The sequence below is a fragment of the Paraburkholderia strydomiana genome (genome assembly GCF_031456815.1).
GTDB classification, from domain to species: Bacteria; Pseudomonadota; Gammaproteobacteria; order Burkholderiales; family Burkholderiaceae; genus Paraburkholderia; species Paraburkholderia caledonica.
Genome location: NZ_JAVDVL010000007.1, coordinates 346,763 through 371,315, shown reverse-complemented (window position 1 = coordinate 371,315; position 24,553 = coordinate 346,763). Strand labels below are relative to the sequence as shown.

General features: G+C 60.8%; 21 protein-coding genes. 13 read left to right on the top strand and 8 right to left on the bottom strand.

Features of this window, described 5'->3' with window-relative positions:
- Window positions 1–91: 91 nt before the first annotated feature.
- Window positions 92–1,501 (top strand): IS1182 family transposase, encoded by a 1,410-nt coding sequence (locus J2W46_RS21115; protein ID WP_310355878.1) that lies wholly within the window; start codon window positions 92–94, stop codon window positions 1,499–1,501.
- Between the two features lie 176 nt (window positions 1,502–1,677).
- Here J2W46_RS21115 and J2W46_RS21110 read toward each other — a convergent pair whose 3' ends face one another.
- Window positions 1,678–3,393, bottom strand: a complete 1,716-nt coding sequence (locus J2W46_RS21110) for an SH3 domain-containing protein (protein ID WP_310355869.1) — start codon at window positions 3,391–3,393, stop codon at window positions 1,678–1,680.
- Between the two features lie 118 nt (window positions 3,394–3,511).
- Between J2W46_RS21110 and J2W46_RS21105 the strand changes: the two genes are divergently transcribed.
- The 6 genes from J2W46_RS21105 to pqqD all read left to right on the top strand — a co-directional run bounded on the left by J2W46_RS21105 (window position 3,512) and on the right by pqqD (window position 9,143).
- Window positions 3,512–3,937: a TOBE domain-containing protein gene (locus J2W46_RS21105; RefSeq protein ID WP_087751240.1), complete on the top strand. Its 426-nt coding sequence runs from the start codon at window positions 3,512–3,514 to the stop codon at window positions 3,935–3,937.
- Between the two features lie 87 nt (window positions 3,938–4,024).
- Window positions 4,025–4,525 carry a GAF domain-containing protein gene (locus J2W46_RS21100; RefSeq protein WP_310355865.1) on the top strand — a complete coding sequence of 167 codons (501 nt, stop codon included), beginning with the start codon at window positions 4,025–4,027 and terminating at the stop codon, window positions 4,523–4,525.
- Window positions 4,526–4,572: 47 nt separating this feature from the next.
- Window positions 4,573–6,267, top strand: a complete 1,695-nt coding sequence (locus tag J2W46_RS21095; RefSeq protein ID WP_310355864.1) for a putative bifunctional diguanylate cyclase/phosphodiesterase — start codon at window positions 4,573–4,575, stop codon at window positions 6,265–6,267.
- A 127-nt stretch (window positions 6,268–6,394) separates the two neighbouring features.
- Complete coding sequence (locus J2W46_RS21090) at window positions 6,395–8,368, top strand: sigma-54-dependent Fis family transcriptional regulator (protein ID WP_310355862.1); 1,974 nt, start codon at window positions 6,395–6,397, stop codon at window positions 8,366–8,368.
- A gap of 279 nt (window positions 8,369–8,647) precedes the next feature.
- Window positions 8,648–8,722, top strand: a complete 75-nt coding sequence (gene pqqA / locus J2W46_RS21085) for a pyrroloquinoline quinone precursor peptide PqqA (protein ID WP_033379411.1) — start codon at window positions 8,648–8,650, stop codon at window positions 8,720–8,722.
- A gap of 139 nt (window positions 8,723–8,861) precedes the next feature.
- Complete coding sequence (pqqD, locus tag J2W46_RS21080; protein ID WP_310355861.1) at window positions 8,862–9,143, top strand: pyrroloquinoline quinone biosynthesis peptide chaperone PqqD; 282 nt, start codon at window positions 8,862–8,864, stop codon at window positions 9,141–9,143.
- 140 nt (window positions 9,144–9,283) lie between these two features.
- Here pqqD and J2W46_RS21075 read toward each other — a convergent pair whose 3' ends face one another.
- From J2W46_RS21075 to J2W46_RS21065, 3 genes are all read right to left on the bottom strand, one after another.
- Complete coding sequence (locus tag J2W46_RS21075) at window positions 9,284–10,534, bottom strand: c-type cytochrome (RefSeq protein ID WP_310355859.1); 1,251 nt, start codon at window positions 10,532–10,534, stop codon at window positions 9,284–9,286.
- Between the two features lie 88 nt (window positions 10,535–10,622).
- On the bottom strand, window positions 10,623–12,350 hold the full coding sequence (locus J2W46_RS21070) for a methanol/ethanol family PQQ-dependent dehydrogenase (protein ID WP_088174850.1): 1,728 nt from the start codon (window positions 12,348–12,350) through the stop codon (window positions 10,623–10,625).
- 435 nt (window positions 12,351–12,785) lie between these two features.
- Window positions 12,786–14,153, bottom strand: a complete 1,368-nt coding sequence (locus J2W46_RS21065; protein ID WP_310355857.1) for a GAF domain-containing protein — start codon at window positions 14,151–14,153, stop codon at window positions 12,786–12,788.
- 126 nt (window positions 14,154–14,279) lie between these two features.
- On the opposite strand from J2W46_RS21065, the gene J2W46_RS21060 reads away from it, so the two are divergent.
- Together J2W46_RS21060 and J2W46_RS21055 are read left to right on the top strand one after the other, a co-directional pair.
- Window positions 14,280–15,554 carry an EAL and HDOD domain-containing protein gene (locus J2W46_RS21060; RefSeq protein ID WP_310355855.1) on the top strand — a complete coding sequence of 425 codons (1,275 nt, stop codon included), beginning with the start codon at window positions 14,280–14,282 and terminating at the stop codon, window positions 15,552–15,554.
- A 161-nt stretch (window positions 15,555–15,715) separates the two neighbouring features.
- Entirely contained in the window at window positions 15,716–17,413 is a 1,698-nt protein-coding gene (locus J2W46_RS21055; RefSeq protein WP_310355854.1) for a methyl-accepting chemotaxis protein, read from the top strand.
- Window positions 17,414–17,551: 138 nt separating this feature from the next.
- Here the strand turns inward: J2W46_RS21055 and J2W46_RS21050 are convergent, their stop codons facing one another.
- Both J2W46_RS21050 and J2W46_RS21045 read right to left on the bottom strand, forming a co-directional pair.
- Window positions 17,552–18,331 carry an MBL fold metallo-hydrolase gene (locus J2W46_RS21050; protein WP_310355852.1) on the bottom strand — a complete coding sequence of 260 codons (780 nt, stop codon included), beginning with the start codon at window positions 18,329–18,331 and terminating at the stop codon, window positions 17,552–17,554.
- A gap of 150 nt (window positions 18,332–18,481) precedes the next feature.
- The gene (locus J2W46_RS21045; RefSeq protein WP_310355850.1) at window positions 18,482–19,387 is read right to left on the bottom strand and encodes a LysR family transcriptional regulator; all 906 of its coding nucleotides are present in this window, start codon (window positions 19,385–19,387) and stop codon (window positions 18,482–18,484) included.
- A 56-nt stretch (window positions 19,388–19,443) separates the two neighbouring features.
- Between J2W46_RS21045 and J2W46_RS21040 the strand changes: the two genes are divergently transcribed.
- Window positions 19,444–20,280: an SDR family oxidoreductase gene (locus tag J2W46_RS21040; RefSeq protein ID WP_310355849.1), complete on the top strand. Its 837-nt coding sequence runs from the start codon at window positions 19,444–19,446 to the stop codon at window positions 20,278–20,280.
- Window positions 20,281–20,329: 49 nt separating this feature from the next.
- Here J2W46_RS21040 and J2W46_RS21035 read toward each other — a convergent pair whose 3' ends face one another.
- Both J2W46_RS21035 and J2W46_RS21030 read right to left on the bottom strand, forming a co-directional pair.
- The gene (locus J2W46_RS21035) at window positions 20,330–21,007 is read right to left on the bottom strand and encodes a carbonic anhydrase (protein WP_020065365.1); all 678 of its coding nucleotides are present in this window, start codon (window positions 21,005–21,007) and stop codon (window positions 20,330–20,332) included.
- Window positions 21,008–21,029: 22 nt separating this feature from the next.
- Entirely contained in the window at window positions 21,030–22,346 is a 1,317-nt protein-coding gene (locus tag J2W46_RS21030) for a DUF2254 domain-containing protein (protein ID WP_310065543.1), read from the bottom strand.
- Window positions 22,347–22,693: 347 nt separating this feature from the next.
- Here J2W46_RS21030 and J2W46_RS21025 point away from each other — a divergent pair, with 347 nt between their 5' ends.
- The 3 genes from J2W46_RS21025 to J2W46_RS21015 all read left to right on the top strand — a co-directional run bounded on the left by J2W46_RS21025 (window position 22,694) and on the right by J2W46_RS21015 (window position 24,544).
- Window positions 22,694–22,912, top strand: a complete 219-nt coding sequence (locus J2W46_RS21025; RefSeq protein ID WP_020065367.1) for a DUF2964 family protein — start codon at window positions 22,694–22,696, stop codon at window positions 22,910–22,912.
- Between the two features lie 168 nt (window positions 22,913–23,080).
- Window positions 23,081–23,545 (top strand): DUF4126 family protein, encoded by a 465-nt coding sequence (locus J2W46_RS21020; RefSeq protein ID WP_310355847.1) that lies wholly within the window; start codon window positions 23,081–23,083, stop codon window positions 23,543–23,545.
- A 159-nt stretch (window positions 23,546–23,704) separates the two neighbouring features.
- Window positions 23,705–24,544 carry a class II glutamine amidotransferase gene (locus tag J2W46_RS21015; protein ID WP_310355846.1) on the top strand — a complete coding sequence of 280 codons (840 nt, stop codon included), beginning with the start codon at window positions 23,705–23,707 and terminating at the stop codon, window positions 24,542–24,544.
- Window positions 24,545–24,553 lie beyond the last annotated feature (9 nt).

Sequence of the window (24,553 nt, the reverse complement as noted above, 5' to 3'; positions counted from 1 at the left end):
CGTGGATTTTCCTCCCGAACACATTCGCGCTGTTGGCCTGTAACCAGCCACATCTCCTGATCCTGTTTTCTGGGTGGGACGCGTTCATTTCATTCGACTGGATAGCGGACAGGACAAGCTTTTCTACTCGTTCAACCTCGACCACCATGTCCCGCAATCACACCTGCTGAGAGGCATCGATCGCTTTCTTGATCTGCGAGAACTGCGCCAGCACCTCGCACCGTTCTACAGCCCAATGGGTCGTCCATCGATTGACCCGGAACTCATGATTCGCATGTTGATCGTGGGTTACTGCTTCGGCGTCCGGTCCGAACGACGTCTATGCGAAGAGGTGCATCTGAACCTTGCATACCGGTGGTTTTGCCGCCTGGGTCTGGAGGACGCCGTACCGGAACACTCGACGTTCTCAAAGAACCGTCACGGGCGCTTTCGCGATAGCGATCTGTTACGTCACGTGTTCGAATCTGTGCTGAGTCGCTGCATGACCGAAGGGCTCGTCAAAGGCGAGGGATTCGCGATTGATGCAAGCATCATCAAGGCTGACGCGAGTCCTGCGAATGGCGTGTTGGGAACAGAGCCTATCGACTGGGGACGTGCCGACGGCCAGAGTCGCGCTGTGCGGGAATACCTTGAGGCATTGCAGCAAACCAATCCGGTGAAAGCAGATGCGTCTGAGCCAGCAACGTCTTTGACGCCTCCAAAGAAGATATCCCTGACCGATCCTGCCGCACGATGGACGGCCGCTCCAGGCGGCCCTGCGTTCTTTGCCTACTCGACGAATTATCTGATTGACCTGCAGGCAGGGATCATTCTGGACGTTGAGGCGACGCCGGCGAATCGGTCACAGGAAGTCGAATCAACCAGAACAATGATTGACCGTGTAGAACGTCAATGGGACCTGACGCCCCGCAAGCTGGTAGGTGACACCGCCTACGGCACAGCAGCGCTGGTTGGCTGGATGGTTGAAGAGAAACACATTGAGCCGCACGTCTCGGTCTGGGATAAAACAACGCGCAAGGACAATACGTTCTCCCGTAGCGAATTCATCTGGAATGAACAGGCCAACGAGTATCGATGCCCTGCAGGGAACGCCCTACGCAGCGACTGGCGTCCACTGAAAAATCCACGCACGCACATCACGAAAGCCGACACCATCGTGTATCGATCGAGTGAAAAGAACTGCAGCCATTGTTCGATGAAGAATCAATGCTGTCCGAATATGTCGTTTCGCAAAATCACGCGCAGCATCCATGAAGCCGCCCGCGATGAAGCAAGGCGCATCGCGACAACCGCAGAATACAAGCAGTCTCGCCGGCAGCGAAAGAAAGTGGAAATGCTCTTCGCTCACCTCAAGCGCATCCTGAAGCTGGATCGCCTGCGACTGCGCGGTCCAAGCGGTGCTCATGATGAGTTCCTAATGGCAGCAACCGCGCAAAATCTGCGAAGAATGGCCAAGTGGCTCATGCCAGCAAGCAAGCAGATGAATCAGGCCGCTACATGACCAGCAACGGGGATCGCTGCCTGATTCAAGTTCGCCACTTCGCTAAGCGCCACAACTCGGAAACGTGTCGCCAACTTCTGCGCCCCCAACCACAACACGACTTTTTCAACAGAATCGGCCGTCAGCCGTCAGCCATCGGCCGTCAGCCGTCAGCTTCCAGTCATCGCAGCCAACCCTCAGCCCGCCGGATGATCTTCATCCGCAGGCGCCGGTGGCGCCGCAGCGGGGCCTGGCGAAGGCGCCGCCGTCCCGTCGGGTGCGCCAAGTATGCTGATCTGGAATGTCGGCGTGGCCGCAAGCGACTGCAGTGTGGAATCTTCGGGAATGTGCTCGAAAAGCGGCAGGATGACGGAGCCGCCAATCACCGCGCGCCGGCTATTGTCAGCGGGACGCAGTCCCCACACGTCCTGATAGACGACCGGCACCGTGACGCCGTTGCGAGTCGTATTGCCGATGTAAAGCATCACATGTCCGCCGATATAAATCAGCGTGCGTAACGGCACGCCATGTTGCGCCAGATAGTCGAGGCGTTGTCCAGGCGTCGAAGCGGACAGATCGATCATGCGCCCGGCGCTCATCTGCGTGGACGAATGGCGCGGCAACCACACGCCGAAGGTCGCGAAGATGCTCTGCAACTCCGACGAGCAGTCGTTATAGAGGCCGCTGTTGCCCCAGCCGTAAGGCCGGCCAATCAGTGCTTTCATCAGCGTCGCGAGATGGCGCGGCGTCGCGGCGAGCGGCATCGGTGCAATCTGTTGGTCGGTAAGTTCGGCTGTGCGAACGAGCGCGTCGCCTTCTGCGTCGCGTGCGGGCACGAGGACTTCACGCGGAGCCGGCGCCACGGCGACTGCGCCACGTTCACTAGCGTTGGTTCCGGCACTCGCGTCCGCGCTCGAGTCATTGGCAGCACCAGCACCGCTAGCGCTACCGTCAGCCGCCGCACGCGTCTTCACGCCGCGTCCCGCGTTGACCGATGAGCGCGCGATCAATGGCAACAGCGTGCCGGCAGGCGCGTCGAAGCGGAAGACACCGCGGCTATCGCGCACCGGCGCCGAAGCAGAAATCACCGCGCCGAGCGACTTGGCCGTTGCTGCGCGCCAAGTATCGACGAATCGCTCGCTCGCCATGCCCACACCGTCGCTGCGCACCCAGCCCTGCACATCCGGCGTTTGCACATAACGCCATGCGCCGTCGACGCTCGTGCCCAGCACATACAGCGGCGTCCCCGGCCGCACCGCGGAGATCTGCAGGTTGTCGAACGGATAGCCTTCGCCAGCCAGACGGTGGCTGTAGAACGACGGGTCGGAGGTCGGCAGTTCGCGCACCATGAGGTTGGTCGTCGCGATTGCACGCCGTGAGGGCTGGTAGACCGGCGCCTCGGTGAACTGCGCGACGTTCATGTTGCGCGCGATGGCGTCGATCCACGCCTTGTCGTGCGGACGGAAGTTCTCGCCATAACCGACAGCCGCGCCGCTCTTGCCGCTATTGTCGAAGCTGGCAATGCGGCGCTGCTGCAGCGCGACGATATCCGCGCCTTGCTGGCGATAGACGCGCATGGCGACGTACGCGGAATTCCACGGCGACGGCGCATTGGTGCCGGTGCCGAAGTAGCGTGCATAGAGCGCCCGGAAGTGCGCCTGCTGGTCGGCGGCACTCAGGAACGCATGGTCGTAACCGGGGCTCGCCGGATCGAGCCAGTGATCGACGTCCTGATCGTAGGCGCCGAGCGGGAACAGCGTGATCGTATCTGCGGTAACGCGCGCGTCGCGTGTCTGCGACGGATTACTACACGCGGCGAGCCCCGCAAGCGACGCGAAAGCCAGGGAAATGACGACGGCGCGCGCGGCGTTCGGCCAGGAGCGAGCGATGCGGAAAGGGACGGCTACAGGCATGAGTTCGGCGAAGTAAGTCCAAGGCCACGATGATACGGTGTCGCGCGTTCCATTACACTTGATCGATTCGCAAACGAACGCATTCAACGCCTCGTGCGTTGATCCATAGGAGCAAGATATGCAAACGAGCGCACGCAACCAGTTTGCCGGCGAAGTCACGACAGTCACGCACGGCGCCGTCAACGACGAAGTCACGCTGCGCACCGCGGACGGACTGGACATCGTCGCAATCATTACGCACGGCAGTGCAACGGCGCTTGGTCTCGCCGCAGGCAAGAAAGCTTTTGCGCTGGTGAAGGCGTCGTCGATTATCGTGATGGTCGACGTAGCGAAGAATCAGGTGTCGGCGCGCAACTGCATCGCGGGTACCGTGACGTCAGTAACGAAAGGCGCGGTCAATTCGGAGGTGATCATTGGCGCGGGCGGCGCGCAGATCGCTGCGGTCGTGACCAACGAGAGCGCAGAGCGCCTCGGCCTCGCGGCAGGCAAAGCGGCAACGGCGATCTTCAAGGCGTCGAGCGTGATCATCGGCGTGCAGTCGTAGTGGCCGCACTCCAGTGAACCAGAGCGCCGCTTGCTTTACACTGGGCCGACTGGTTTCCTCACTTCCCGCTTTCATCACGGACCCGTCATGTTCGAAGTTTCCTCCGCCTCGCAATTGCCCAAGGCCGCGCATTACGAAGAACTCGTCGCGCAGGCGCGCGCGCTTCTCGCCGACGAAACCGACTGGATCGCCAACGCCGCGAATTTCTCGTCGTTCGTGTTTCATTCGCTGAGCGGTCTGAACTGGGCAGGGTTCTACTTTTTTGATGGCCGCGAACTCGTGGTCGGCCCATTCCAGGGCAAGCCGGCGTGCGTGCGCATTGCGCTCGGCAAAGGCGTCTGCGGCACCGCTGCGCAAACGCGCGAGACGCAGGTTGTGCGCGACGTCCACGAATTCCCCGGCCACATCGCTTGCGATTCCGCGTCGCAATCGGAAATCGTCGTGCCGCTCGTCGCACCGGACGGCACGCTGATCGGCGTATGGGACGTAGACAGCCCGCTCGTTGCGCGCTTCGACGAAGACGACGCAAAGGGCATGCAAGCGCTCTGTGCGGTGTTTATCAAATCAGCGCTGCCGCGCGCGCCTTAGTCGCCGCACGCGGTCTCGGCCATTATCAGAAAAATATAAGGCGCGCGATGCAAGACCCGTCTCATCCTGCAGTGCATGCGCGCGACGCCGCTCTGGAAGCGGCGCCCTTCGGCATGTTCATTTGCAATGCACGCGGCACGTTCGAGCACGTCAACGCGGCCTTCGAAAAACTGACGGGAATGACCGCCAATGAACTGATCGGCCGGCGTAGCTTTGAGTCTCTCCACGATCCGGCAGAGCTTGCGAGACGTCGCGGTGAATTGCCGATATTGGCCAAGATAGGCGCCCGCTACGAGAGTGAGTGGACCTATTTGCGACGCAGCGGCACGCCGGTACGCGTGGTACTCGCGCTGTCTCCGCTTTCCGGTGAAGGGGTGTGTCATCCCGGCGACGCGCGTTACGTCGGCGTTGTCGTCGACATGACGCGCTACGCGCAATCGGACGCGCGCCTCTGGTATGTGTCGCATCACGACGGCGTGACGCGCCTGCCCAATCAGACGCTTTTCACCGAGCGCCTCGAGTTGACGATCGCACGCTGCGAACGCCATACGAGCGGCTTTACAGTGCTGATCGCTGAGCTCGATCACTTGCGCAAGCTTCGTGACGCACTCGGTTTGCACGCAGCCGAACTGGTGTTACAGATCGTCGGCGAGCGGTTGCGAGGTCTCTTTCCGAACGACGGCACGATCGCCTCGATCGGCGGCACGCAGTTCGCATTGCTGATCAACGAGACCGGCTCCGCTGCCGATGCGTTCGCCGCCGAGGCGCTCAGCCGCATTGCCGAACCGATCGATTACGGCGGTACGGCGCTGAACATTGCGGCGAGCATCGGCATCGTCGCGTATCCGGACGACGGCGGCGATGCGCCGACGTTGATGCGCCGCGCGGGCGTCGCGCTCTCGGCGGCAGCGGCGGTCAACGGCAACGCGGTCCGGCGCTTTTCGACCGCGCTCGAAGGGCAGGCCGCGCGCCGCTTCCAGATCGAGACCATGTTGCGTGAAGCGCTGGAGCGCCAGCAGTTGCATCTTGTCTACCAGCCGCAGGTGACGCTCGCCACTGGCCGCATCGCGCAAGTCGAAGCGCTGCTGCGCTGGAATCATCCGGAGCGCGGCATGATCAGTCCGGCCGAGTTCGTGCCGGTTGCCGAAGAGTCCGGACTCATCGAGCAGATCGGCGAATGGGTGATCCGCACCGCGTGTCGCGACGCGGGCAAGCTGCTTCGCATGACGGGCAACCTGCCGCGCGTCGCGGTCAATGTGTCGCCGCAGCAGTTCCAGCGGCACGACCTGTTCGAGACCATTCGCGGCGCGCTCGACAGCGCCGCGCTCGCTCCGTCCTATCTGGAAGTGGAGATCACCGAAGGCGTATTGCTGGGCGACACCGAGCACACGCTAGAAACGCTTCACGCGCTGCGCGGGCTCGGCGTGGAGATTGCCGTCGACGACTTCGGCACAGGCTATTCGAGTCTCGCGTATTTGACGCGGTTTCCGCTCAATCGCCTGAAGATCGACCAGTCGTTCGTGACGAGAATGGCCGGCGATCCGCAATGTCACGCGCTCGTCGGCGCGATCGTCGCAATGGCACACGCACTCGGGCTGCGCGTCACGGCGGAGGGCGTCGAAACACCTGAGCAGGCGGCGCAGCTACAGGCGCTCGGCTGCGACGAGGCGCAAGGTTTCTGGTTTTCGCGGCCGGTGACAGCGTCGGCGTTGGGGAATCTGCTGAGTCCGTCGGGCGCGTGATGTCGGTGGCATGCGTGCCGTCCACCATCAGGCCAGCCGCTGTGTGTGACGAGTTGGCGCAATATTTGCATTGTGTCGCACCATCACGGCCCGGGCAAAACGACCCGGGCCTGACCAGGAGGAGACAATGCGCGACGATACGTATCACGCCGTAACCCCATTCGCCCCCAACGAGACTTGCTGGCTTACCCCGTCGATTCAGAAGTCCCATGAACGCTCGGAAGTGTTCGGTCTGAGCGAGTCCATGCGTCCCGACTACGATGTGCTGCCGGCCGGCGAACTGGCGCTGAAGCTCGAGCAGAACCGCATTCTTTGCGCGCACGCCACGCCGGTCATGGAAACCCTCCATGAGCAGATTGTGAACACTCAGAGCATGATCGTGCTGACGGACGCCGAAGGTCTGATCCTTCATTCGATCGGCGACGACGACTTCCTGCGGCGCGCCGAAAAGGTCGCGCTGCGGCCGGGCGCGAACTGGGCGGAAAACCGTCAAGGCACCAATGCAATCGGCACAGCGCTCGCCGAGCGCAGCGCAACCGTCGTGCACGGCGAGCAGCACTATCTCGCCGCGAACCGGTTCCTGACCTGCTCCAGCGTGCCGATTCTCGATCCGTACGGCGATCTCATCGGCGTGCTCGACGTCACGGGCGACCATCGCAGCTATCACCAGCACACCATGGCGCTCGCGAAAATGTCCGTGCAGATGATCGAGAATCATCTGTTTGCCAACACGTTCCGCGAAACCTTGCAGATCGCATTTCATGGCCGCCCGGAATTTCTCGGTACCTTGATGGAAGGCATCGCTGCCTTCACGTGCGACGGCCGATTTCTGTCCGCGAATCGCAGCGCGCAGTTCCAGCTCGGCGTGCCGCTTGCGGGGTTGCGCGCGCATACGCTGTCGTCGCTGTTCGGGCTTACCAGCGCCCAGTTGATCGACCGTTTGCGCACGCACCGCGATCGTCATCTGTCGCTGAACCTGAGCAACGGCGCCGTGGTGTGCGCGAATGTCCGGTTCCGCCGCGCGACAGTCGCCGAAGAGCCCGCCCGTTCGCGCACGCCGACCGAACCGGCTGCAGCCCAGCGCAGCGAACCGTCCGCCATGCCCGCGCATCCGCTGTCGAAACTCGGTTATCTCGACACCGGCGACCCGCAGATCGCGGCGGTCATCGCCAAGGTGCGCAAGGTCATCGGCAAGAACATCCCGATTCTGATCACCGGCGAGACGGGCACCGGCAAGGAACTGCTCGCGCAGGCGATTCACAACGATTCGCCTCGCCGCGCCGGCCCTTTCGTCGCGGTGAACTGCGCGTCGATACCGGAAACGTTGATTGAATCGGAACTGTTCGGCTACGAGGAGGGCGCATTTACCGGCGCGCGGCGCAAAGGCGCCGTCGGCAAACTGTTGCAGGCCAACGGCGGCACGCTTTTTCTCGATGAAATCGGCGACATGCCGTACCCGTTGCAAGTGCGTCTGTTGCGGGTGCTGCAGGAGCGTCTCGTGAACCCGCTCGGCTCGACAAAGTCGATACCCGTCGATGTCGCGATCATTTGCGCGACCCATCGCGATCTGCGTGAAATGATCGCGCAGAGCCGCTTTCGCGAGGATTTGTACTACCGCCTCAACGGTTTGGTCGTCAAATTGCCGCCGCTGCGCGAACGCACCGATCTGTCAGCGGTGATCAGAAAAATGCTGGATTGCGCAGCGGCTGAGATCGGCGGCGGCCAGGCGCTCAGCATCGCAGACGACGTCATGACGCTCTTCGGGCAATGCGCGTGGCCCGGCAACTTCCGCCAGCTCGGCAATCTGCTGCGCACGGCGGCGGTGATGGTGGATGCAGACGGAGAAATTCGCCGCGAGCATCTTCCCGACGACTTCTTCGACGACCTGCGTGTCGCCGGGCCATCGTCCCCGCACGGAGTGGATGTGTTGTCGTTACCGAGCGGGCGGCTTCACGACGTTGCCGCGAGCGTGATCGCCAACGCGGTCGCGCAGCATGGCGGCAACGTGTCGGCTGCGGCTCGCACGCTCGGCATCTCGCGCAATACCATCTATCGGAAGCTGCCGGCGCACGGCGCGAACAACAGCGAAGACGCAGCGTGATTCGCTTGCGGCGCGATGCGCTGCAATGCTCCGTTGTGCAACAGCACTGTTCCGGAATTGAACGGGTGCGAATTTCGACCCTGCGCCCAGCACGCCGTGCTTGTAACGCGCAACAGGCGTTGGCCCGCAAACAAGCCGTCGCTTGGGACGCAACGCTACGGCTGCACTACAGGCGAAATGAAAGCGCCGGTCGATACGTTCGGCATGGACCTTGCGTTCGAAAGAGAACCGCTTCGCCGACGCGGTTTTTTATCGAATGTCCTATTTCAGGAGACAACCATGCAGTGGACCACCCCCGCTTACACCGACTTGCGCTTTGGTTTTGAAATTACGATGTATATCGCCACTCGCTAAGCCATGTTCAAACGCCGCCGCGCGCGTCACGTTGCACGACGCGCGCGGCGGCGTTCAAAGCATCGCCTGCGCAAGCATAGATTCCGGGGTTCGATGCAGGCAGCCCCCTGCCACAACGAATCAGAAACGCGTGACTGCCATGAATGCTCCGGATACTGAAAACTTCATCGGTCCGCGCCCGAATTTGCACCCGCGCTTTCGCTTGCAGCGAGATGTCGCGCAAGACGGCTATGTGCTGGTGTCTGCGGCAGGGGTCGTCAAGTTGAATCCGACAGCAGGCGAAATACTAAGTCGCTGCGACGGCACGCGCGAACTCGACGAGATCATCGGCGAGCTCGAGGACATGTTCAACGCGTCGGATCTCGCCACGGACGTCTATCGTTTCATCGAGCATGCGCGGCAACGCGGCTGGGTAGAGTGATCACGATTTGAGCGTTCGGGGCGCCGCAAGGTACTTATCACATACGTTAAAAGCACCCAGCGATTCTCCTGAACCGCAGGGAATCGCTGAGCGCTTTCACTCGCGCCGCACGGCGCGAATCACACTTTGACCGCTTGCCTCTAGGGCGAAGTACCCGCATTGAGCGAGCTACCGGCGCTCAGCGGTTTCGACGACGCCCTCGCGCTCTCGTCCGTCAGCTTGCTCTTTCCGGCGCTGTAGCCGTTCGAATACAACAGGAACGCCATGATGTCCGCATAGTCTTGCGGCTTCATCTTGCCGGGACGGTCCGCGGGCATGTTGGTCGCCATATACCCATACACACCGCCGATAGTCAGCTTCGCATTCGCCGTTGGTGCAAACGACGGACCTCGCAACGCAGGCGCATTCAATCCTTGCAGATCGGGACCGTGGCACTTCGCGCACGCGCTCGAGTACAAGGTCTTGCCATGCGCGACCTGGGCGCGGTCGAAAGCCGGCGCGTCCGTGGACACGGCCGCATCGACCTTGATGAAATGGCCCTCGGCGATCTCGCGACCACCGGCTCGCATGATCGCTCCGTTGATGTCAGCGCGGCGAGGACCGTCGCGATACGCAAACACCGCTGCGTCCGGCATCATCGCCTGTGCCGTGCGAGGCAGCGTCCAGCCGCGCGTCAATGCGGCGAGTCTGCCGTCGGACTCCATCTTGCGCAGCGCGGCGTCGATACGCGGCTGCAACGCCGCACCGTTTTTGCCGAACGCAAACACCAGTTGCCAGTCGGCATATGCCGAAGCGGCTTGCGCGATCTGAAAGCGCCGCTCGGGATGCGTTTTCGTATAAGCAACGACAGCCGGGTACCAGACGATCGCACGTTGTGCATGTCCGTTGGCGACGGCATCGACGGTGAGTTCAGCGGTGTTCTCAAGATCGAGCTTCACGTTCGGTTGCTGCACGGCAATCAACTGCGCGGGACTCGCATATGTGGCCGCAACAATCTCGGCGTCGCCTGTGTGCACCGCGGGTTCATGCATCGTCACGCTCACATAGCCCGAGTGCAGATAAGCCCGCGAGAAAGTCAGCTTGCTATTGGAGCCGTCGGCGACCTCGGAGCGCGGAAAGCCGGCGATCACATCGCATTTGCGGGCGAGCGCCTTGTCGAGTTCCTTGAGCGAGACACCGTCGTCGTCGTTGCTCGCGAAGCCTCCTGGCGCAAGCGTCAAAGCAATGCCCGCGCTGCGAAATGCTTCGCGTGTGACGGCCTCGTCGAGTACCGTCGAAGGGCTGCCTGGAAAAGTGCAAACGCGCACGCCCGCGCTGGCGTGGCCAGGCATCGGCATGCCGCTCGCCAGCAACGCGCCGGCTAGAGCAAAAGAGTTGAGTCGAGTCTTCATGATATTGCTTCCGGGAAGGGCGGGACCGCCGCGAGCCACCTGCGCGCGCGAACAGGCGCGCGAGGCTGGCGCGGCGGCCGCGTGGAGATCAGCCGTGGTTGAGTGCAAAAACGTACAGCGTGCCGCCGCGTGGAATTTTCTCGGCAGCTTTCGCCATCGGCCCGCCCCAGATCGGATTCGCGCCGCCGTAGCCGGCGAGAATCGCCACGTACTCCTTGCCGTCGACCTCGAACACCGACGGTTGCGCCACGATGCCGCTCGCTAGCTTCGGGCTCTTCCAGAGCACCTTGCCGGTCGACGAATCGAATGCGTACAGATGGCCGTCCAGCGAACCGCTAAACGCGAGTCCGCTCGCGGTGGTGGCCACGCCACCGTTCCACGGCAGCTTGCTCCAGTAACTCCACATCTTCTTGCCGGTCGTGACGTCGATAGCCTGCAGTTCGCCGTAGCCCTTGCTGCCAGGCTCAGGCTTGATCTCGAAGCCTTCGCCGAGGTACGGCAGTCCTTCCATGTACGTGACCGACTTGCCGGACAGCGACATGCACGCATGCAGCGCCGGAACAATCGCAACCTGTCTGTCGGGGTCGTACGAAACCGACCACCAGTTCTTGCCGCCGAGGAAGCTCGGACATGTCTCGATGGTCGTGCCTGTCTTCGGGTATTTAGACGGGTCCTGAACCGGCACGCCGTCCGCGGTGTAGCCTGTCACTGAGGTGGCTTTGACGAAGGGCTTCGCGTAGATCAGCTTGCCCGTGCCGCGGTCGATTGCGTGGAAGTAGCCGTTGCGGTCCGCATGAATGATCGCGTCATAGTTCTTGTCCTGATACTTGATGTTCGCGAGCACCGGCGTGTTGACGCCGTCATAGTCCCAGGTGTCGTGCTTCGTGTACTGGTAATGCCATTTGAGGTCGCCGGTCTTCGGGTCGAGCGCGAGCAGCGAATCCGAATAGAGGTTGTCGCCCGGCCGCAGATCTGCGAGCCACGGGCCCGGATTGCCCACGCCCCAGTACAGCGTTCTCGATGCCGCGTCATACGTTCCCGTGAGCCACGCAGGCGCGCCGCCGTGCTCCTGCATGCCGTCGGGCCACGTGTTGGCGCCTTTCTCTCCGGCCGCCGGCACCGTGAAGCGCTTCCACAGCACGTTGCCGTTATCGGGATTCAATGCCGCGATGAAGCCGCGTGCGCCATACTCGCCGCCCGCGCTGCCCACCACCAGCGCGCCGTCGATCGCGAGCGGCGCAAGCGAGAACGCATAGCCGACTCCCGGCTCGAACATCGTCTTGCGCCATGCGAGCGAACCTGTTTGCGCGTCGAGCGCGACGACCTCGCCGTTGAGCATCGCGACATACACGTTCTTGCCGTAAAGCGCGACGCCGCGATTGATCACGTCGCAGCATGCGGTTTTGAACGACTCGGCGCCGAGCTTCGGTTCGAACTTCCACAACTGCTTGCCGCTTGCCGCATCGAATGCATAGACGTTGTCTTTCGGCGTGGTCACGAAGAGGTAACGGCCATTGACGATTGGCGTGGCTTCGAAACCCTGTTGCAGATCCGCGGGAAATTTGTAGCTCCACACCTGTTTCAACTGCTTCACATTCGACGTATCGATCTGCTTGAGCGGCGAATGTGCCTGGCCGTTGTAGGTGCGGTAATACGTGAGCCAACCCGGATCGCTTTGCGCGGCGCTCAGCCGGTCGTAGGTGACGGCGGGATAGTCGTCGGCGAAGGCGGCCGTTGCGCATGACAGACTGACGACCGCGGCGACGCTTATTGCAAGCGCTCGCGGCCGCAGCACCGAAATTGAACGTGCTTTCATCCTTGTCTCCTGTGTCGACCGGAGTTCGCGCTTAAGCGCTCTCCGGTCTCATGCGACGTGGTCGCGGCCAATCAGAACTCGAGCGCGGCGCGCTGGTCCGATCCACACCACATGGTTGCTGTTGAGTTATCGACGCGAAGCCGGACGGCGACGTCGTCGCTTTGGGAACGCAGTCTGGCTGCGAGTCGTTCAAGGCAAGTCGCATGCCATTTCGGCAGTGCTAAGCCGCAAGACGCGCCAGGCTGGAGAGGCGGGAAACATTGGAGCCCGTCAGCGTGCTTGCTGACGGTCATGACGCTGTTGCGCGTTGGCGCAACCGGGCGGCTATGTGTTGCGAAAAAAGACAGCGCGGCTTCGAGTGCACGAGCGACGCGCCGTCGAGCTTACTGACAGCGGCCAGCCTTCAGTTGGTGGACCAGGATCATTTGTTCGATCTCAGGCGACGGGCGGGGCACCCGCGTCAGCGCGCCTCGTCAGAGCCCATCTGAGTTGGCGTTCCCTGATGCGCAGGTTGATACGGTCCGACGCAAGGCGCCCGAGCGTGGAGAGTGCGTCGCGCTGCGACTGGAGGAGTCTGCGCGGCGCGCGGTCGATCACAGCCAGCGACCCGAGCGCGTAGCCCTGAATGTCGCGAACGCTCACGCCCGCATAGAAGCGGATGTGGGGCTCGCCCGTCACCAGCGGATTCTCTGCAAAGCGCAGGTCGGCCACCGCGTCCTCAACGACGAATACGTCGTCCTGCTGGATCGTGAAGTTGCAGAAGGCCCATGAACGCGGTGTTTCGCTGCGCTCAAGGCCCCAATGAGATTTGAACCACTGCCGCTCCGGCGTGAGCAACGTCAGCAACGCAATGGGCGCCTCAAGCAGGGTTGCCGCCAGTCGCGTGATCTCGTCGAACGCTTCTTCCTCAGGCGTATCGACTACGCCGGCGGCGGCAACGGCCATCAACCGTTGCGACTCGTTGCTCGCTGGATCACCGCTCTCCGGCCCGACCGAAGGCCGGGCCAGTGCCCCTTTGTCACCGAGTAAGTGGCGGACTGTCTTCTGCAGAATTTCCGAAGTCCCGCCCGTCGGCAACACATGCAGGCGGCTTCCTGGGCCCCCGAGATTCGCCACGTGTTCGCCCGGCACATCTCCGGTCACGACGACGTGAGTGTGTCCCAGTCCCGGATGCTGGAGGATTTCTTTTATGAGCCGCGGGTAGACGCCGTCGTCCCCGTCGAATTCCACGACGATCACTGGCGGTAGCAGATATCCGGCCGTTAACAATGTTGAGAACGGGTCGGAATCGGCGCGAACGGTGCACTCCGGCAAAACGCCCAAGGTTTCAACGTAGCGATGCATCTTATGTCGCGGCGCATGGACGAGGACCATCGCAGGGCCGTGGATTCTTTCGCGCGCCAGTCTCGCCATCAGGTCCATTACAGCGCTGCGGCGCACGCGCCGGTGGCCGCCTGGCGTTTTCCATGAGTCGAGGGCGTTCTGTTCGATCCATGTCTGCGCAGTGCGGATCGAAACGCCGAGCAGTTCTGCTGCCGCCCGGGTGGTGATGATTGGGTCTTCCATCTTGTTCCAGTCTTTTCGTCCCCGGGAGGATACGGCATATAGGGGTAAACGGCGAATCACGAAAAAAATATAGCAAATTCGGCAAATCGAGTTAAGATGGAGGCTTGTATCAACCCTCGTCCTTCCCGTACCCCGACGGGCAAGGATTTCTGAAACCGGCCATTGGCCGGTTTTTTTTTTTGGAAAAGCCGCATGTCGATCAATTCGGCAGAGTGGACGCGGCGCCGTTTTAGGCATCCGCAAAAAATGGAAAAAATGGAAATTTCACTAAAGAATCGTCAGACTCGCGCCGTTATCAATATTTGAAGACGCCGGTCAGCGGCGAAAACAATACGAACCGGACAGACAACGGGAGGCGAGATCATGAGTAGCAGTGAGCAGACTGGAGCTAGCCACGCTGCAACGACCTGGGTCGCGCGCCAACCGATTGTCGACCGGGCGGGCCGGCTCGTGGCTTATGAGCTTCTGTTCAGGGATGGACCTGGCCCCGGGGCGAATATTTACGACGGGTTTGGCTGCACTGCGGAGGTTGTCGAGCGCACCGTGGGGGCGTTGGGGATTGAGGCAGTTCTGGACGGTCTCGATGGATATCTGAATTGCACTGCGGACTTCCTGCACTCCGCAGTGACTCAGATCCTTGGTGGCAGGCGCTTCGTGCTGGAAGTACTCGAGACGTGCGAGCTCGACAACCAGCTTAAAAAACGATGCGCTCTGCTGCGCGCTGCCGGATTCCGGATCGCGCTGGACGATGTGCTGGACATCACTCCTGACATCGAGGCTTTTCTGCCGGTAGTAGACATCGTCAAGCTCGAGTGGCCCGCCATTGAAGCAGGCAGAGCGAAGACAGTGGTGCGCGATCTGAAACGCACTGGCAAGGTCGTCGTAGCAGAGAAGGTCGACGATAGGCAGCAGTTGCAGGCTGCCATCGATTCGGGTTGCGACATGGTTCAGGGGTTCTACTTCAGCAGGCCAGAGCTCATGCAGGCGCGCCGTATGGTGCCTGACCTGGGGCGGGTGCTCGAAGTGCTGAACCTGCTGATCGACGATGCGTGTGATCACCGGATCATACGTGCACTGTCGACTATGCCAGTGCTGGTGGCGCAACTGCTTCGGCTTGCGAACTGCCCGGGTACTGCCAACCAGAAACGTACGGCCATCTCATCGCTGCACCACGCACTCGCTGCGGCCGGGACAACGAGACTCTTCCAGTGGTGCAGCCTGCTGCTTTACAACCATGGGGACTTCGACATCGTCTCCCGTGACCCGCTGATTGCGCTGGCGACTCAACGCGCGTCTCTCATGCTGAGACTCGCCCTGTTGCAGCGCCCGGCTGGAACGGCGTTCGCACAGACCGCCTACCTCACCGGCATGCTGTCGTTGCTGCACGTGAGTTATGCGCGGGAACAGGCTGATTTTGCTCAGGAGCTACCGCTCGAGCAGTCCATCAGGGCCGCGCTGACCGGCCGCAGCGGAGAGCTGGGGGAGCTTCTCGCCGTTGCAGAAAGCTACGAGAGCGGGCCGCATGGGAAGGCGCGGGAGCGAAAAGCGGACGCCTGCGTTGCGTCGCCATTGGCCGGATCGACCATGGAGCAAGGGATACGCACGTCACCTTCGAGGGAATGCTTCTCGTACGCCTGATGTCTGCGGAGACTGGAGGTCCTGAATTACGCGTTAAATGGACTGCAAGAATAATTAAGCATACCGAACATTATTTTATTCAAAGTATTTACACCTGGCGCGGTTCAGTGTGCCATTGACCGATCCGATATATCTGAGACACATCAAGTGGGAGTTGAGCAATGAAGTATCTGGGCAATCTACGAATTGGGGCGCGACTTAGAGTCGGATTTGGCGTTGCGCTGCTGTTGCTGCTGCTGACCGGGGGGCTGGCGGTTTTGCAGGTCTCCAGAATCTATGGAGGCACTCAGGACATCGCTGAGAACTGGTTGCCGAGCGTGCAGAGTCTTGGGGAGATCAGGGCCCTGGCCAACGGCGTGCGCAGGGCAAGTCTGCGTTCCATACTGGAAAGCGATGCGCGCCAGAAACAGGACCAACGCACGCAGCACGACGCGGCACTGTCATCGCTAAGTACTGCGATGGCCGATTATGAGAAGCTTGTTTCCTCGCACGAGGAACAGCAGATCGTCGACAACATGAAGAAGGCGTGGACGACATACCTCGGTTCCGACAAGAGCCTGCTTGAGTTGTCCGAGTCGGGAGACGCTGGCTTTGCCGCCGCTAGAACACTGGCAACGGGCGAGTCCGCACGGCAATTCACAGATGCGCTTCAATGGATCGAGCAAGGTGTAAAGCTGAATCGCGCTGGAGCAGCTGCAGCGAGTACTGAAGCTGCGTCGAACTACCGTAGTACGGTTGTGCTCACTGCAACGCTTGCGTGTGCGGCGATCCTTCTTTCTATCTTCGTGGCATGGCTGATCACACGTTCGATCGTCACTCCGCTCGGCCGCGCGGTTGGTATTGCCGAGACGGTGGCCCGCGGTGATCTCACATCTGACATTGCGGTGTCCGGTTCCGATGAAACCAGCCAACTGTTACTGGCGCTGCGAAACATGAACGAACGACTCGTGGACGTTGTCAGCCGCGTTCGATCCAGCAGCGAAAGCATTGCTACCGGCTCCTCGCAGATTGCCGCCGGCAACACTGACCTTAGCCAGCGAACGGAAGAGCAGGCTGCATCGCTCGAAGAAACCGCAGCGAGCATGGAGCAGCTGACCGCGACGGTAAAACAGAACACGGATAACGCCAAGCAAGGCAATACGCTGGCCAGCAACGCATCCGAGGTGGCAGCAAGAGGTGGCGAAGTCGTAGCGCAAGTGGTTCACACCATGCACGACATTTCCGCGAGTTCGGCAAAAGTGGCCGAGATCATTTCCGTGATCGAGGGCATTGCATTTCAGACCAACATCCTCGCGCTGAACGCGGCAGTCGAGGCTGCACGGGCCGGTGAGGAAGGCAGGGGATTTGCCGTTGTCGCCAGCGAAGTCCGCGGACTCGCGCAGCGTAGTGCTTCGGCGGCAAAAGAGATCAAGGAACTCATCAGCCAGTCCGTGGCGAAAGTGGAGGCCGGGACATCACTGGTCGATAACGCGGGGACGACCATGAAAGAGGTGGTCGACTCGGTAAAACGTGTTACTGATCTGATGGGGGAGATCGCTTCCGCGTCGGTCGAACAGCATACCGGTATCGAGCAGGTGAACCAGGCCGTCATGCAGATGGACGAGGTGACGCAGCAGAACGCGGCGCTTGTTGAGGAAGCCTCTGCAGCTGCGCAGTCGATGGCGGCGCAGTCAGGCACGCTGCGCGAACTTGTTTCGACGTTTCGTTTGCCCACGCACGTCGTCGGTCTCGCAAGCCTGCCGGAGCACACGACGCTCGCAGCAAGCCGCCCCATGCTGAAGACCAGGAAGAGTGTCCAGCGCAGGAGCGACGCGCCCGTTGCGTCCGGCGATAGCAATCCGGCCTGGCAGTCCTTCTAGCTGTGCGTTGAGGCTCGCAGCGATGCCGGGTCGCGCCTTGCAGGCGATCCGGCACACTTTTCTGAATGAGGCATAGCGTGTGCGCTGCGCTCTGTCGACACCGAGCGTGGGACCGGCTGCGTTCGCCGGGTTTGTCATTCACCACTCGATTTTCAAAGGCTCGCCGCGCAGCAAGGGCAACAAGCGATCGCCGACGCCGAGCAAGTTGAATACCGACGCGAGGTCGTCGGCGCTTTCCGTGTTGTGCTTCCAGCCTTCGTTGTGCACTGCCAGGATCTTCGCATTGGGGAAGGCGTGGGCGGCAGCGAGAGCATCGTTGCTGTCCATCGTCATCTGGAAGCGTCCCCGCGGTTCGGCCGCGCCGGCAAAGACGATCACCACCTTTGGAGAATACCGGCGGGCGACCTCAGCCGTGCCCTCGTACCAGACCGTATCGCCGGTCACGTAGATCGCATCGCCTTCTTCCTCTTCTCCCAGCAGAAAACCGATGACGTCACCCGAATACGGCTCGATTCCCACCGGGCCATGTCGTGCCGGCGTCCCGGTAATCAGCAAACGCCTGCCGCCCGAACCTTCGAACGTTTTTGTTTCGAAGGGGGCGAGGCCCAACGCATTGCCGCCCAAACGCTCCTGCCCGGACATCGTGGTGAAGGTCGTTTTCACGGCCGGCAAGATTGTGCGCCCCGCTGAGTCGAGATTATCGAAGTGATGGTCGTGGCTTAGCAATACGGCATCTAACGCGCCGATCTGCTCAATCGTCATCGAGGGACCGGTGGTTTTATCAAACGTCACTGACTTGCCAGGGTATGGCTGGTAAGTACCAGGCGGATCGAACGTCGGGTCCGTTAAAAACCGGCAGCCGTTTATCTCGATCAAAGTGGTGGGTCCGCCAATCAGGGTAATCGTTGCACCAGTCATCGCAGCGCCTAATGTCGAATGAGAATGCGGCGATTATGGCGACATCGCTCTCCGGGCGGCATTCCTCGTATTTGTTCAGCGGATGATCAATTTTGTACAGATGCACTCAAGGCGGAACCGACGTGCGTGCGATACAACCCTTGGCAAAGGCTAAGCGATGTCCGAGCGCAACCTATTCGATCGATTCACGCTCGCTGAGAAGAGGTTGATCAGAAAGTCGGCGACCGTTTTGGTTGCGAGGTCGGTGACGCCATCGCGTCGGATCAATAGCCAAAGTTCTCGTGATGGCGGTGCCTCCAACATCAGGCAGCGCACCAATGCATCCTGGTTGCGCCCGACAAAGTGCGGTAATAGGGCGATTCCTGCGCCGGCGCGCGCCGCTGCAGCCTGCATCACCTGACTATTGCTTCTGAATGCCATGCGGGCGCGCGCGTAGGTTTCACTGAGCCAGGTGGCTTCCGGCAAGTGCGCGTTGGCCTCGTCGAAGCCAACAAAGGTTGGGCTCTCGCCGGCATCCAGACGTCGCCGCCATTCGTCCAGAGCATAAAAACCGAAACCGACCGTCGCCGCCCGCTTTGCAATGACATCGCCGTCAGTTGGCCGACCGAACCGCAGCGCAATGTCGGCTTCACGTCGCTCGAGGCTGACCGCTCGAAAGTCGGTGGCGAGATCGATATCCAACGTTGGATAGGTCGTGCTCAAGCGGGCTAGTCTTTCGACGAGAAAGCTTTGGGCCAAACTGGGAGGGGCATTGACGCGCACCAGTCCACTCGGGACCTGGGTTTCGCCTCGGCGTCCGAATCTTGCAGCGGCCGCTTCCATCTCGCTCGCAGGAGACAGAGCGCGCACGCCAGCCGCGGTCAACGCATAACCATCGGGACGACGTTCCACCAATTTCTCCCCCATCGCTTTCTCGAGCGTCCGAATGCGGCGGGATATCGTCGCGTGGGACAGCGACAATGCACGCGCTGCGGCTGACAGGCTCCCATAACGTGCTAGAGACACGAAGATACGGATGTCTTCCCAATCGAACGGTGTGCGGATTTGATCAGCCATTGTCGGAAATTAGCGAATGGTTCAACGAAAACATGCCGGTTAGCATGAGGCCTTCGATGAGCAACAGCATCTGTCGATGCATGAACGGCGGCTCGGGCGTTTGCTCAACGCAAATGCGCCGAAGCTCATCAAAGGCAAAAGGATACGTGATGCGTGAAGGAATCAAGGGTAAGGTGGTTTTGATCGTAGGCGGCGCGGGCGGAATCGGCTCTGCCGCGGCGAGAGCGTTAGCCGCAGACGGCGCAATCATTGCCGTTGCGGACATAGATGAAAAGAGATCGGCGCTGCTGGTCCAGCAAATTCGCGCCGAGGGTGGAGACGCCAGGCACTACAACGTCGACGTCACTCGAAAGAGCGATATCGAGCGGGTCGTCAATACCATCGTCGCTGATCTCGGCAAGCTCGACGTGCTAATCAACAGCGCGGGCGTCATGTTGATTCGTCCGATGGCCGAGGTGAACACCGAGGAATGGGAAGCCACGATTGACCTGAACTTGAAGGGGACCCTGTGGGGGATCGCTGCCGCCTTGCCCGTATTTCTGCGACAAGGCTTTGGCCACGTGATCAACCTGGGCTCGGTCCATGGCTTGAAGGTATTCTCACCGGGTGGCGCCGTGCACTCTGCTTCCAAGTTTGCCATTCGAGCGCTCTCGGAAGGATTGCGAGCCGAGATGGCCCAACATTCAATCCGGGTGACCTCGATCACGCCCGGTGCAGTAGACAGTGGTATTCAGAACAAAACTACCGGCACGGACAGCGCCCGCATTCTGGAGATCTACAAAAAAGCGATCTCTCCCACAGCCGTTGCGCGTGCCATTGTGTTCGCCATCGAGCAGCCGGCTGAAGTCGATGTCAACGAAATCGTCGTACGTCCCACTGCGCAACTCATCTGATTTCGTTTCATCGATTGACGTCGCCACGAGCGAACATCGGAGCGCGCCTTCACCGTGCACGTGCGGCCAGGCGCGCAATCATCCGGTCAGCCATCGCACGGTCGATGACTTCGAATGAGCGGCTCGTGCGCTCATAGGCGTACATGTCGCCCGTCGCGATGTCGAACCACCAGCCGCTCAATACCAGTGCCCCGGACGTGACCTGCTGATGAACTATCGGGTATGTCATCAGATGCTCGAGTTGCACAAGCACGTTGAGTTGCGACAATTGATCGTGCGTTTTCAACGTCCCATTGAGCGGACCTTCGTTTTCGAGGCGAAACGCTGCGTTATTGGCGTGGAAAAGCCATCTATCGAGGTTCGGCGCTTTCAGCTTGGCGTTGTGTGCATACACGGCTTTCATTGCACCGCACTCGGAATGCCCGCATACAACGATATTCGCGACTTTCAGCACCAGCACTGCGTACTCGATTGCGCTTGCCTCGGAGAGGTCGCCGGTAGAGGTTCCTTCCGAAGTTGCTGGTGGTATCAGATTGCCGACATTGCGCATCGTGAACAGATCGCCCGGATGCGTCGAGACGAGCAGGTCCGGCACAACCCGGCTGTCCGAGCACGTGATGAAGAGCGCATCGGGTGTCTGCGCAAGCGCCAGTTTGCTGAACTGCTTCGCGTATTGCGGCAGCATTTTCTCGCGAAACTCGACGATGCCCATTATCAGTTTGCGCATGGCTTGTCTCCGGAAGGGCTACTTAATAGTTATTTGTCGTCGAGACCGCCGAACCTCCAAGCCCTTGCGAGTCAGGGATGCGGGCCAACGCCAGGTCCTCCGGGAATGGATGATGCCTGGTGATCGCACGGTCGATCAGCATTAGCTCGACGCGCAATGCCTCATGACGATGCTCCGGCAGACACTGGATGAGGTTCTCTATCGCCGCGCGCAGACGCCGTGCGATTTGAATGCTGCTCGCGCCATACTGACGTATCTCGCGGAAACTGATATGCACGAAATCTTCCCAATTGGGCGTCCGCAAGATCACGCGAACCCGCCCCGAGCGATCCTCGATCTCTTCGACGCGCAAAGAACGTTTGCCCACCATGCGTAATAGCCGGTGCAACTGATCGATCGCAAGCACCGCCGTGGTCGGATCGTTTATCGCCGCCGACAGCGCTTTGAGCGCAATATCGACCAGGATGCGGAACGCGAACATTGGGTCCTGCTCCATCGTGCGCTCCGTCCCGAAAGCGACGAGCGTGCGCAGCTTGTTTTCGTCGATTGCGCCGAAGTTTCCGTACAAATGAAAGAGGGGTTCGTCCACCGCGACGAAATCACCGACTTGCGGCACGAATTCGATCACTACGTCAGCGCGCCGTGCCTTGGCCACCAGCCTTTCCAGATTCACGGCCAGAACGATGCCGGGCTTCCCGCGCTGACAAACAATGCGATCGGGTACGCCTCGCTCTTTGTGAAGTTCCGGCGCGACGACCACGCCCGTAGACGGGGAGGGGTAAACGCTCTCAATAACCGCGATTCCTTGCTCTCCCACGCGAGCCACGAGGCTGACAGGGCGCAAAAATTTTGCCGCGTAGTCGATCAAAAAGAGAAAAGCGACGACGGAAGTAAATCCGAATAGCGCTGCAATGAACACTTGCAGCTGGAGTACCTGATTCTCGCCCATCCAGCCGGCCGTTCTATTGGCGAACAGCAGTGTGAAAACGAATAACCCCGAAATGCTACGGATGACGTTGTCGCGCAGCAATGTGGTTGCGATGATCCGCGGAGTGTACTGTCCCCCGGCTACCTGGATTGCGACGAGCAGCGAACCAAACGTGAATACCAGGAACGCCAGGTCTGCGGAAACGATGTCGCCGAGCAGTGACCGCGCACCCGTCATGGACAGTCCAAGAAGGCTGGTTTTTGCGTCAAGGGTGCCTTGCCTCGTCATCCATCTTCCGATCATTTCAGCCACGGGCTTTACCACGGCATAGATCGCGATCGCAATGAGCGGCACAGTCCACAGCGAAGATCTCAGGTAGCTCTTCAAGCTGTACCAGCGATTCCAGTCCATGTCTGCTCTCTCTCTACACGGTTCATATCGCGGTGTGGCCGAAGGTATCCGCGGTGCGTCAGCCAGTATTTAGTGGAGGCTTCACGGGCGGGCGCGCACGGGGTTTGGATGAGTCCAAAACCGGCGCGAAGCAGGTTACGGACACGCAAACCTTCCCGATGCAATAAAACACTCGAACTTCAGGGTGGTCAATGAGACCTTGGTCCTGGACGGCGAGATTCCGGAATGGCGCTTCGATGGGCTCGTCCGCCCGAATATTTGTCGGCGCAAACGCGCCTCTTCTGGAAAACGCCGCAACGGCGCACTAATATGGTTTGAGGAACCAGTCGCAGACTGCAGAGGTCCTGATGAAAAAATCGGAAAGGCGGGTTGCGATCGCATTGGTCGGCGTCGCTTTATGGCTGAGCGGTCTTTATACGACTATCGTCGGCTTGCTTTACGATCGCCCGGCGGAGTTTCGCTACGGCGTACTCGCGATTTTTTTCGGTGTCGCAATCGCGGTGATTGCGCTTAACCTGATATCCATTCCAGGCCTGTCGAGCAAAAAGAAGCCGATCTCGCGATAGCGAGTGCGCCCGGAAGATCCCCCTTTGTTGTTCTGAGGAGCACCCAACGCCGGCGGTCCCTGTAGCTGCGCATCGCAACTCGCGACCGCAAATCGATGCGGTACCCCGATGACACGGAAGTCAATGAGCGTGTTTAATACGCGTTATTGGTTCCGACCTGGAGTCCGCATGTCTATGTATGTTCTCGCATTGCTGATTGGCGTTGTGGCAGGGCTTCGCACGATGACTGCACCCACCGCCGTCAGTTGGGCGGCGTACCTCGGCTGGTTGCCGTTGCGGGAGACCCCGCTCGCATTCTTCGGCTTCGCTGCCACACCCTACATTTTCACGGTGCTGGCCATTGCGGAGTTCATCGTCGATCAGTTGCCCAATACCGCCAGCCGCACCGTGCCGATACAGTTCGGCGCGCGTCTCGTGTCGGGCGGACTGAGCGGCGCGGCAATCGGCGCGGCGAACGGCGGTTGGGTCGGCGGCGTAATTGCTGGACTGGTCGGAGCAGTCATCGGTACATTGGGCGGCGCGAGAGCCCGCGGAGCCATGTCGCGCGCGTTTGGTCGCGACCGGCCGGCGGCGCTCGTCGAAGACGCAGTGGCGGTGGTCGCCGCCGCGTTGATCGTAATGGCCGTGCAGTGACCGGATCGAGAGGGACTTAGTGCCTTGCTCGAACGATATCGTCAAGTTTGTCTATTAGCACCGCGCTTGCGGCCCGCAATTTCACAGAGCCGGTGCGGCGCTCCTTTGCCTCGCGAACTTTTCGCCACTTACCCCGGCGTATCTGACAGGAGACCTCTCATGTGCCGCTGGCTCGCTTATTCCGGCAACCCGATTCAGCTTGAAACGGTGATGTTCAATGCCAAGCATTCCTTGATCGATCAGAGCCTGAATTCGCGGCTCGGCCACACGACCACCAATGGTGACGGCTTCGGGATCGGCTGGTACGGCCATCCGACCGACATACCTTTTCGCTACCGCTGCATTCAGCCCGCATGGAGCGACCGCAATCTGCGCGAAGCGGCGCGAGCGGTCCGCGCGCCGCTATTCGTCGCCCACATCCGGGCGGCGACCGACACGCCGTCGCAGGAAACCAACTGTCATCCGTTCCGTCATGGGCGCTGGCTGTTCGCGCACAACGGGCTCGTGCGTAATTATCCGGCGGTGCGTCGCGACCTGATGATCGCGATTTCGCCCGAACTGTTCCCTTCGATCGAAGGCTCGACCGACTCCGAAGTGCTGTTCTTCCTCGCGCTCACGTTCGGTCTCGAACTGGAACCCGTTACGGCTATCGAGAGGATGGTGGGGTTCGTCGAAGAAACGGGGCGCCGCCACGGCGTCGCCGAACCGTTGAACATGACCGTCTGCGCAACCGATGGCGAGCAGATCGTCGCCGTGCGCTACTCGAGCGAAAGGCAGTCGCGCTCGTTGTTTCACAACACGTCGTTCCGCCACCTGCACCAGTTGTATCCCGACGACACGCGCATCGCGATGGCCGGGCAGGATGCGTTTCTGGTTCTTTCGGAACCGCTCGCCGATTTGCCCGGATGGTGGCAAGAGATTCCGGAGAGCACCGCGGTGGTGGCGCGCGGCGGCGAGATCGAGCGGTTCGCATTCGAGCCTCGCGGCGCCGCCGGTTAAGCCCGCGAT

Coding starts and splice junctions, on each gene's coding strand:
- J2W46_RS21020 (WP_310355847.1), top strand. CDS start 23,081: ATGTCTATGTATGTTCTCGCATTGCTGATTGGCGTTGTGGCAGGGCTT.
- J2W46_RS21070 (WP_088174850.1), bottom strand. CDS start 12,350: ATGAAAGCACGTTCAATTTCGGTGCTGCGGCCGCGAGCGCTTGCAATA.
- J2W46_RS21035 (WP_020065365.1), bottom strand. CDS start 21,007: ATGCGCAAACTGATAATGGGCATCGTCGAGTTTCGCGAGAAAATGCTG.
- J2W46_RS21100 (WP_310355865.1), top strand. CDS start 4,025: ATGTTCGAAGTTTCCTCCGCCTCGCAATTGCCCAAGGCCGCGCATTAC.
- J2W46_RS21075 (WP_310355859.1), bottom strand. CDS start 10,534: ATGAAGACTCGACTCAACTCTTTTGCTCTAGCCGGCGCGTTGCTGGCG.
- J2W46_RS21015 (WP_310355846.1), top strand. CDS start 23,705: ATGTGCCGCTGGCTCGCTTATTCCGGCAACCCGATTCAGCTTGAAACG.
- J2W46_RS21065 (WP_310355857.1), bottom strand. CDS start 14,153: ATGCCTAAAACGGCGCCGCGTCCACTCTGCCGAATTGATCGACATGCG.
- J2W46_RS21090 (WP_310355862.1), top strand. CDS start 6,395: ATGCGCGACGATACGTATCACGCCGTAACCCCATTCGCCCCCAACGAG.
- J2W46_RS21040 (WP_310355849.1), top strand. CDS start 19,444: ATGAGCAACAGCATCTGTCGATGCATGAACGGCGGCTCGGGCGTTTGC.
- J2W46_RS21060 (WP_310355855.1), top strand. CDS start 14,280: ATGAGTAGCAGTGAGCAGACTGGAGCTAGCCACGCTGCAACGACCTGG.
- J2W46_RS21055 (WP_310355854.1), top strand. CDS start 15,716: ATGAAGTATCTGGGCAATCTACGAATTGGGGCGCGACTTAGAGTCGGA.
- J2W46_RS21105 (WP_087751240.1), top strand. CDS start 3,512: ATGCAAACGAGCGCACGCAACCAGTTTGCCGGCGAAGTCACGACAGTC.
- J2W46_RS21030 (WP_310065543.1), bottom strand. CDS start 22,346: ATGGACTGGAATCGCTGGTACAGCTTGAAGAGCTACCTGAGATCTTCG.
- J2W46_RS21050 (WP_310355852.1), bottom strand. CDS start 18,331: ATGACTGGTGCAACGATTACCCTGATTGGCGGACCCACCACTTTGATC.
- J2W46_RS21045 (WP_310355850.1), bottom strand. CDS start 19,387: ATGGCTGATCAAATCCGCACACCGTTCGATTGGGAAGACATCCGTATC.
- pqqD (WP_310355861.1), top strand. CDS start 8,862: ATGAATGCTCCGGATACTGAAAACTTCATCGGTCCGCGCCCGAATTTG.
- J2W46_RS21110 (WP_310355869.1), bottom strand. CDS start 3,393: ATGCCTGTAGCCGTCCCTTTCCGCATCGCTCGCTCCTGGCCGAACGCC.
- J2W46_RS21025 (WP_020065367.1), top strand. CDS start 22,694: ATGAAAAAATCGGAAAGGCGGGTTGCGATCGCATTGGTCGGCGTCGCT.
- J2W46_RS21095 (WP_310355864.1), top strand. CDS start 4,573: ATGCAAGACCCGTCTCATCCTGCAGTGCATGCGCGCGACGCCGCTCTG.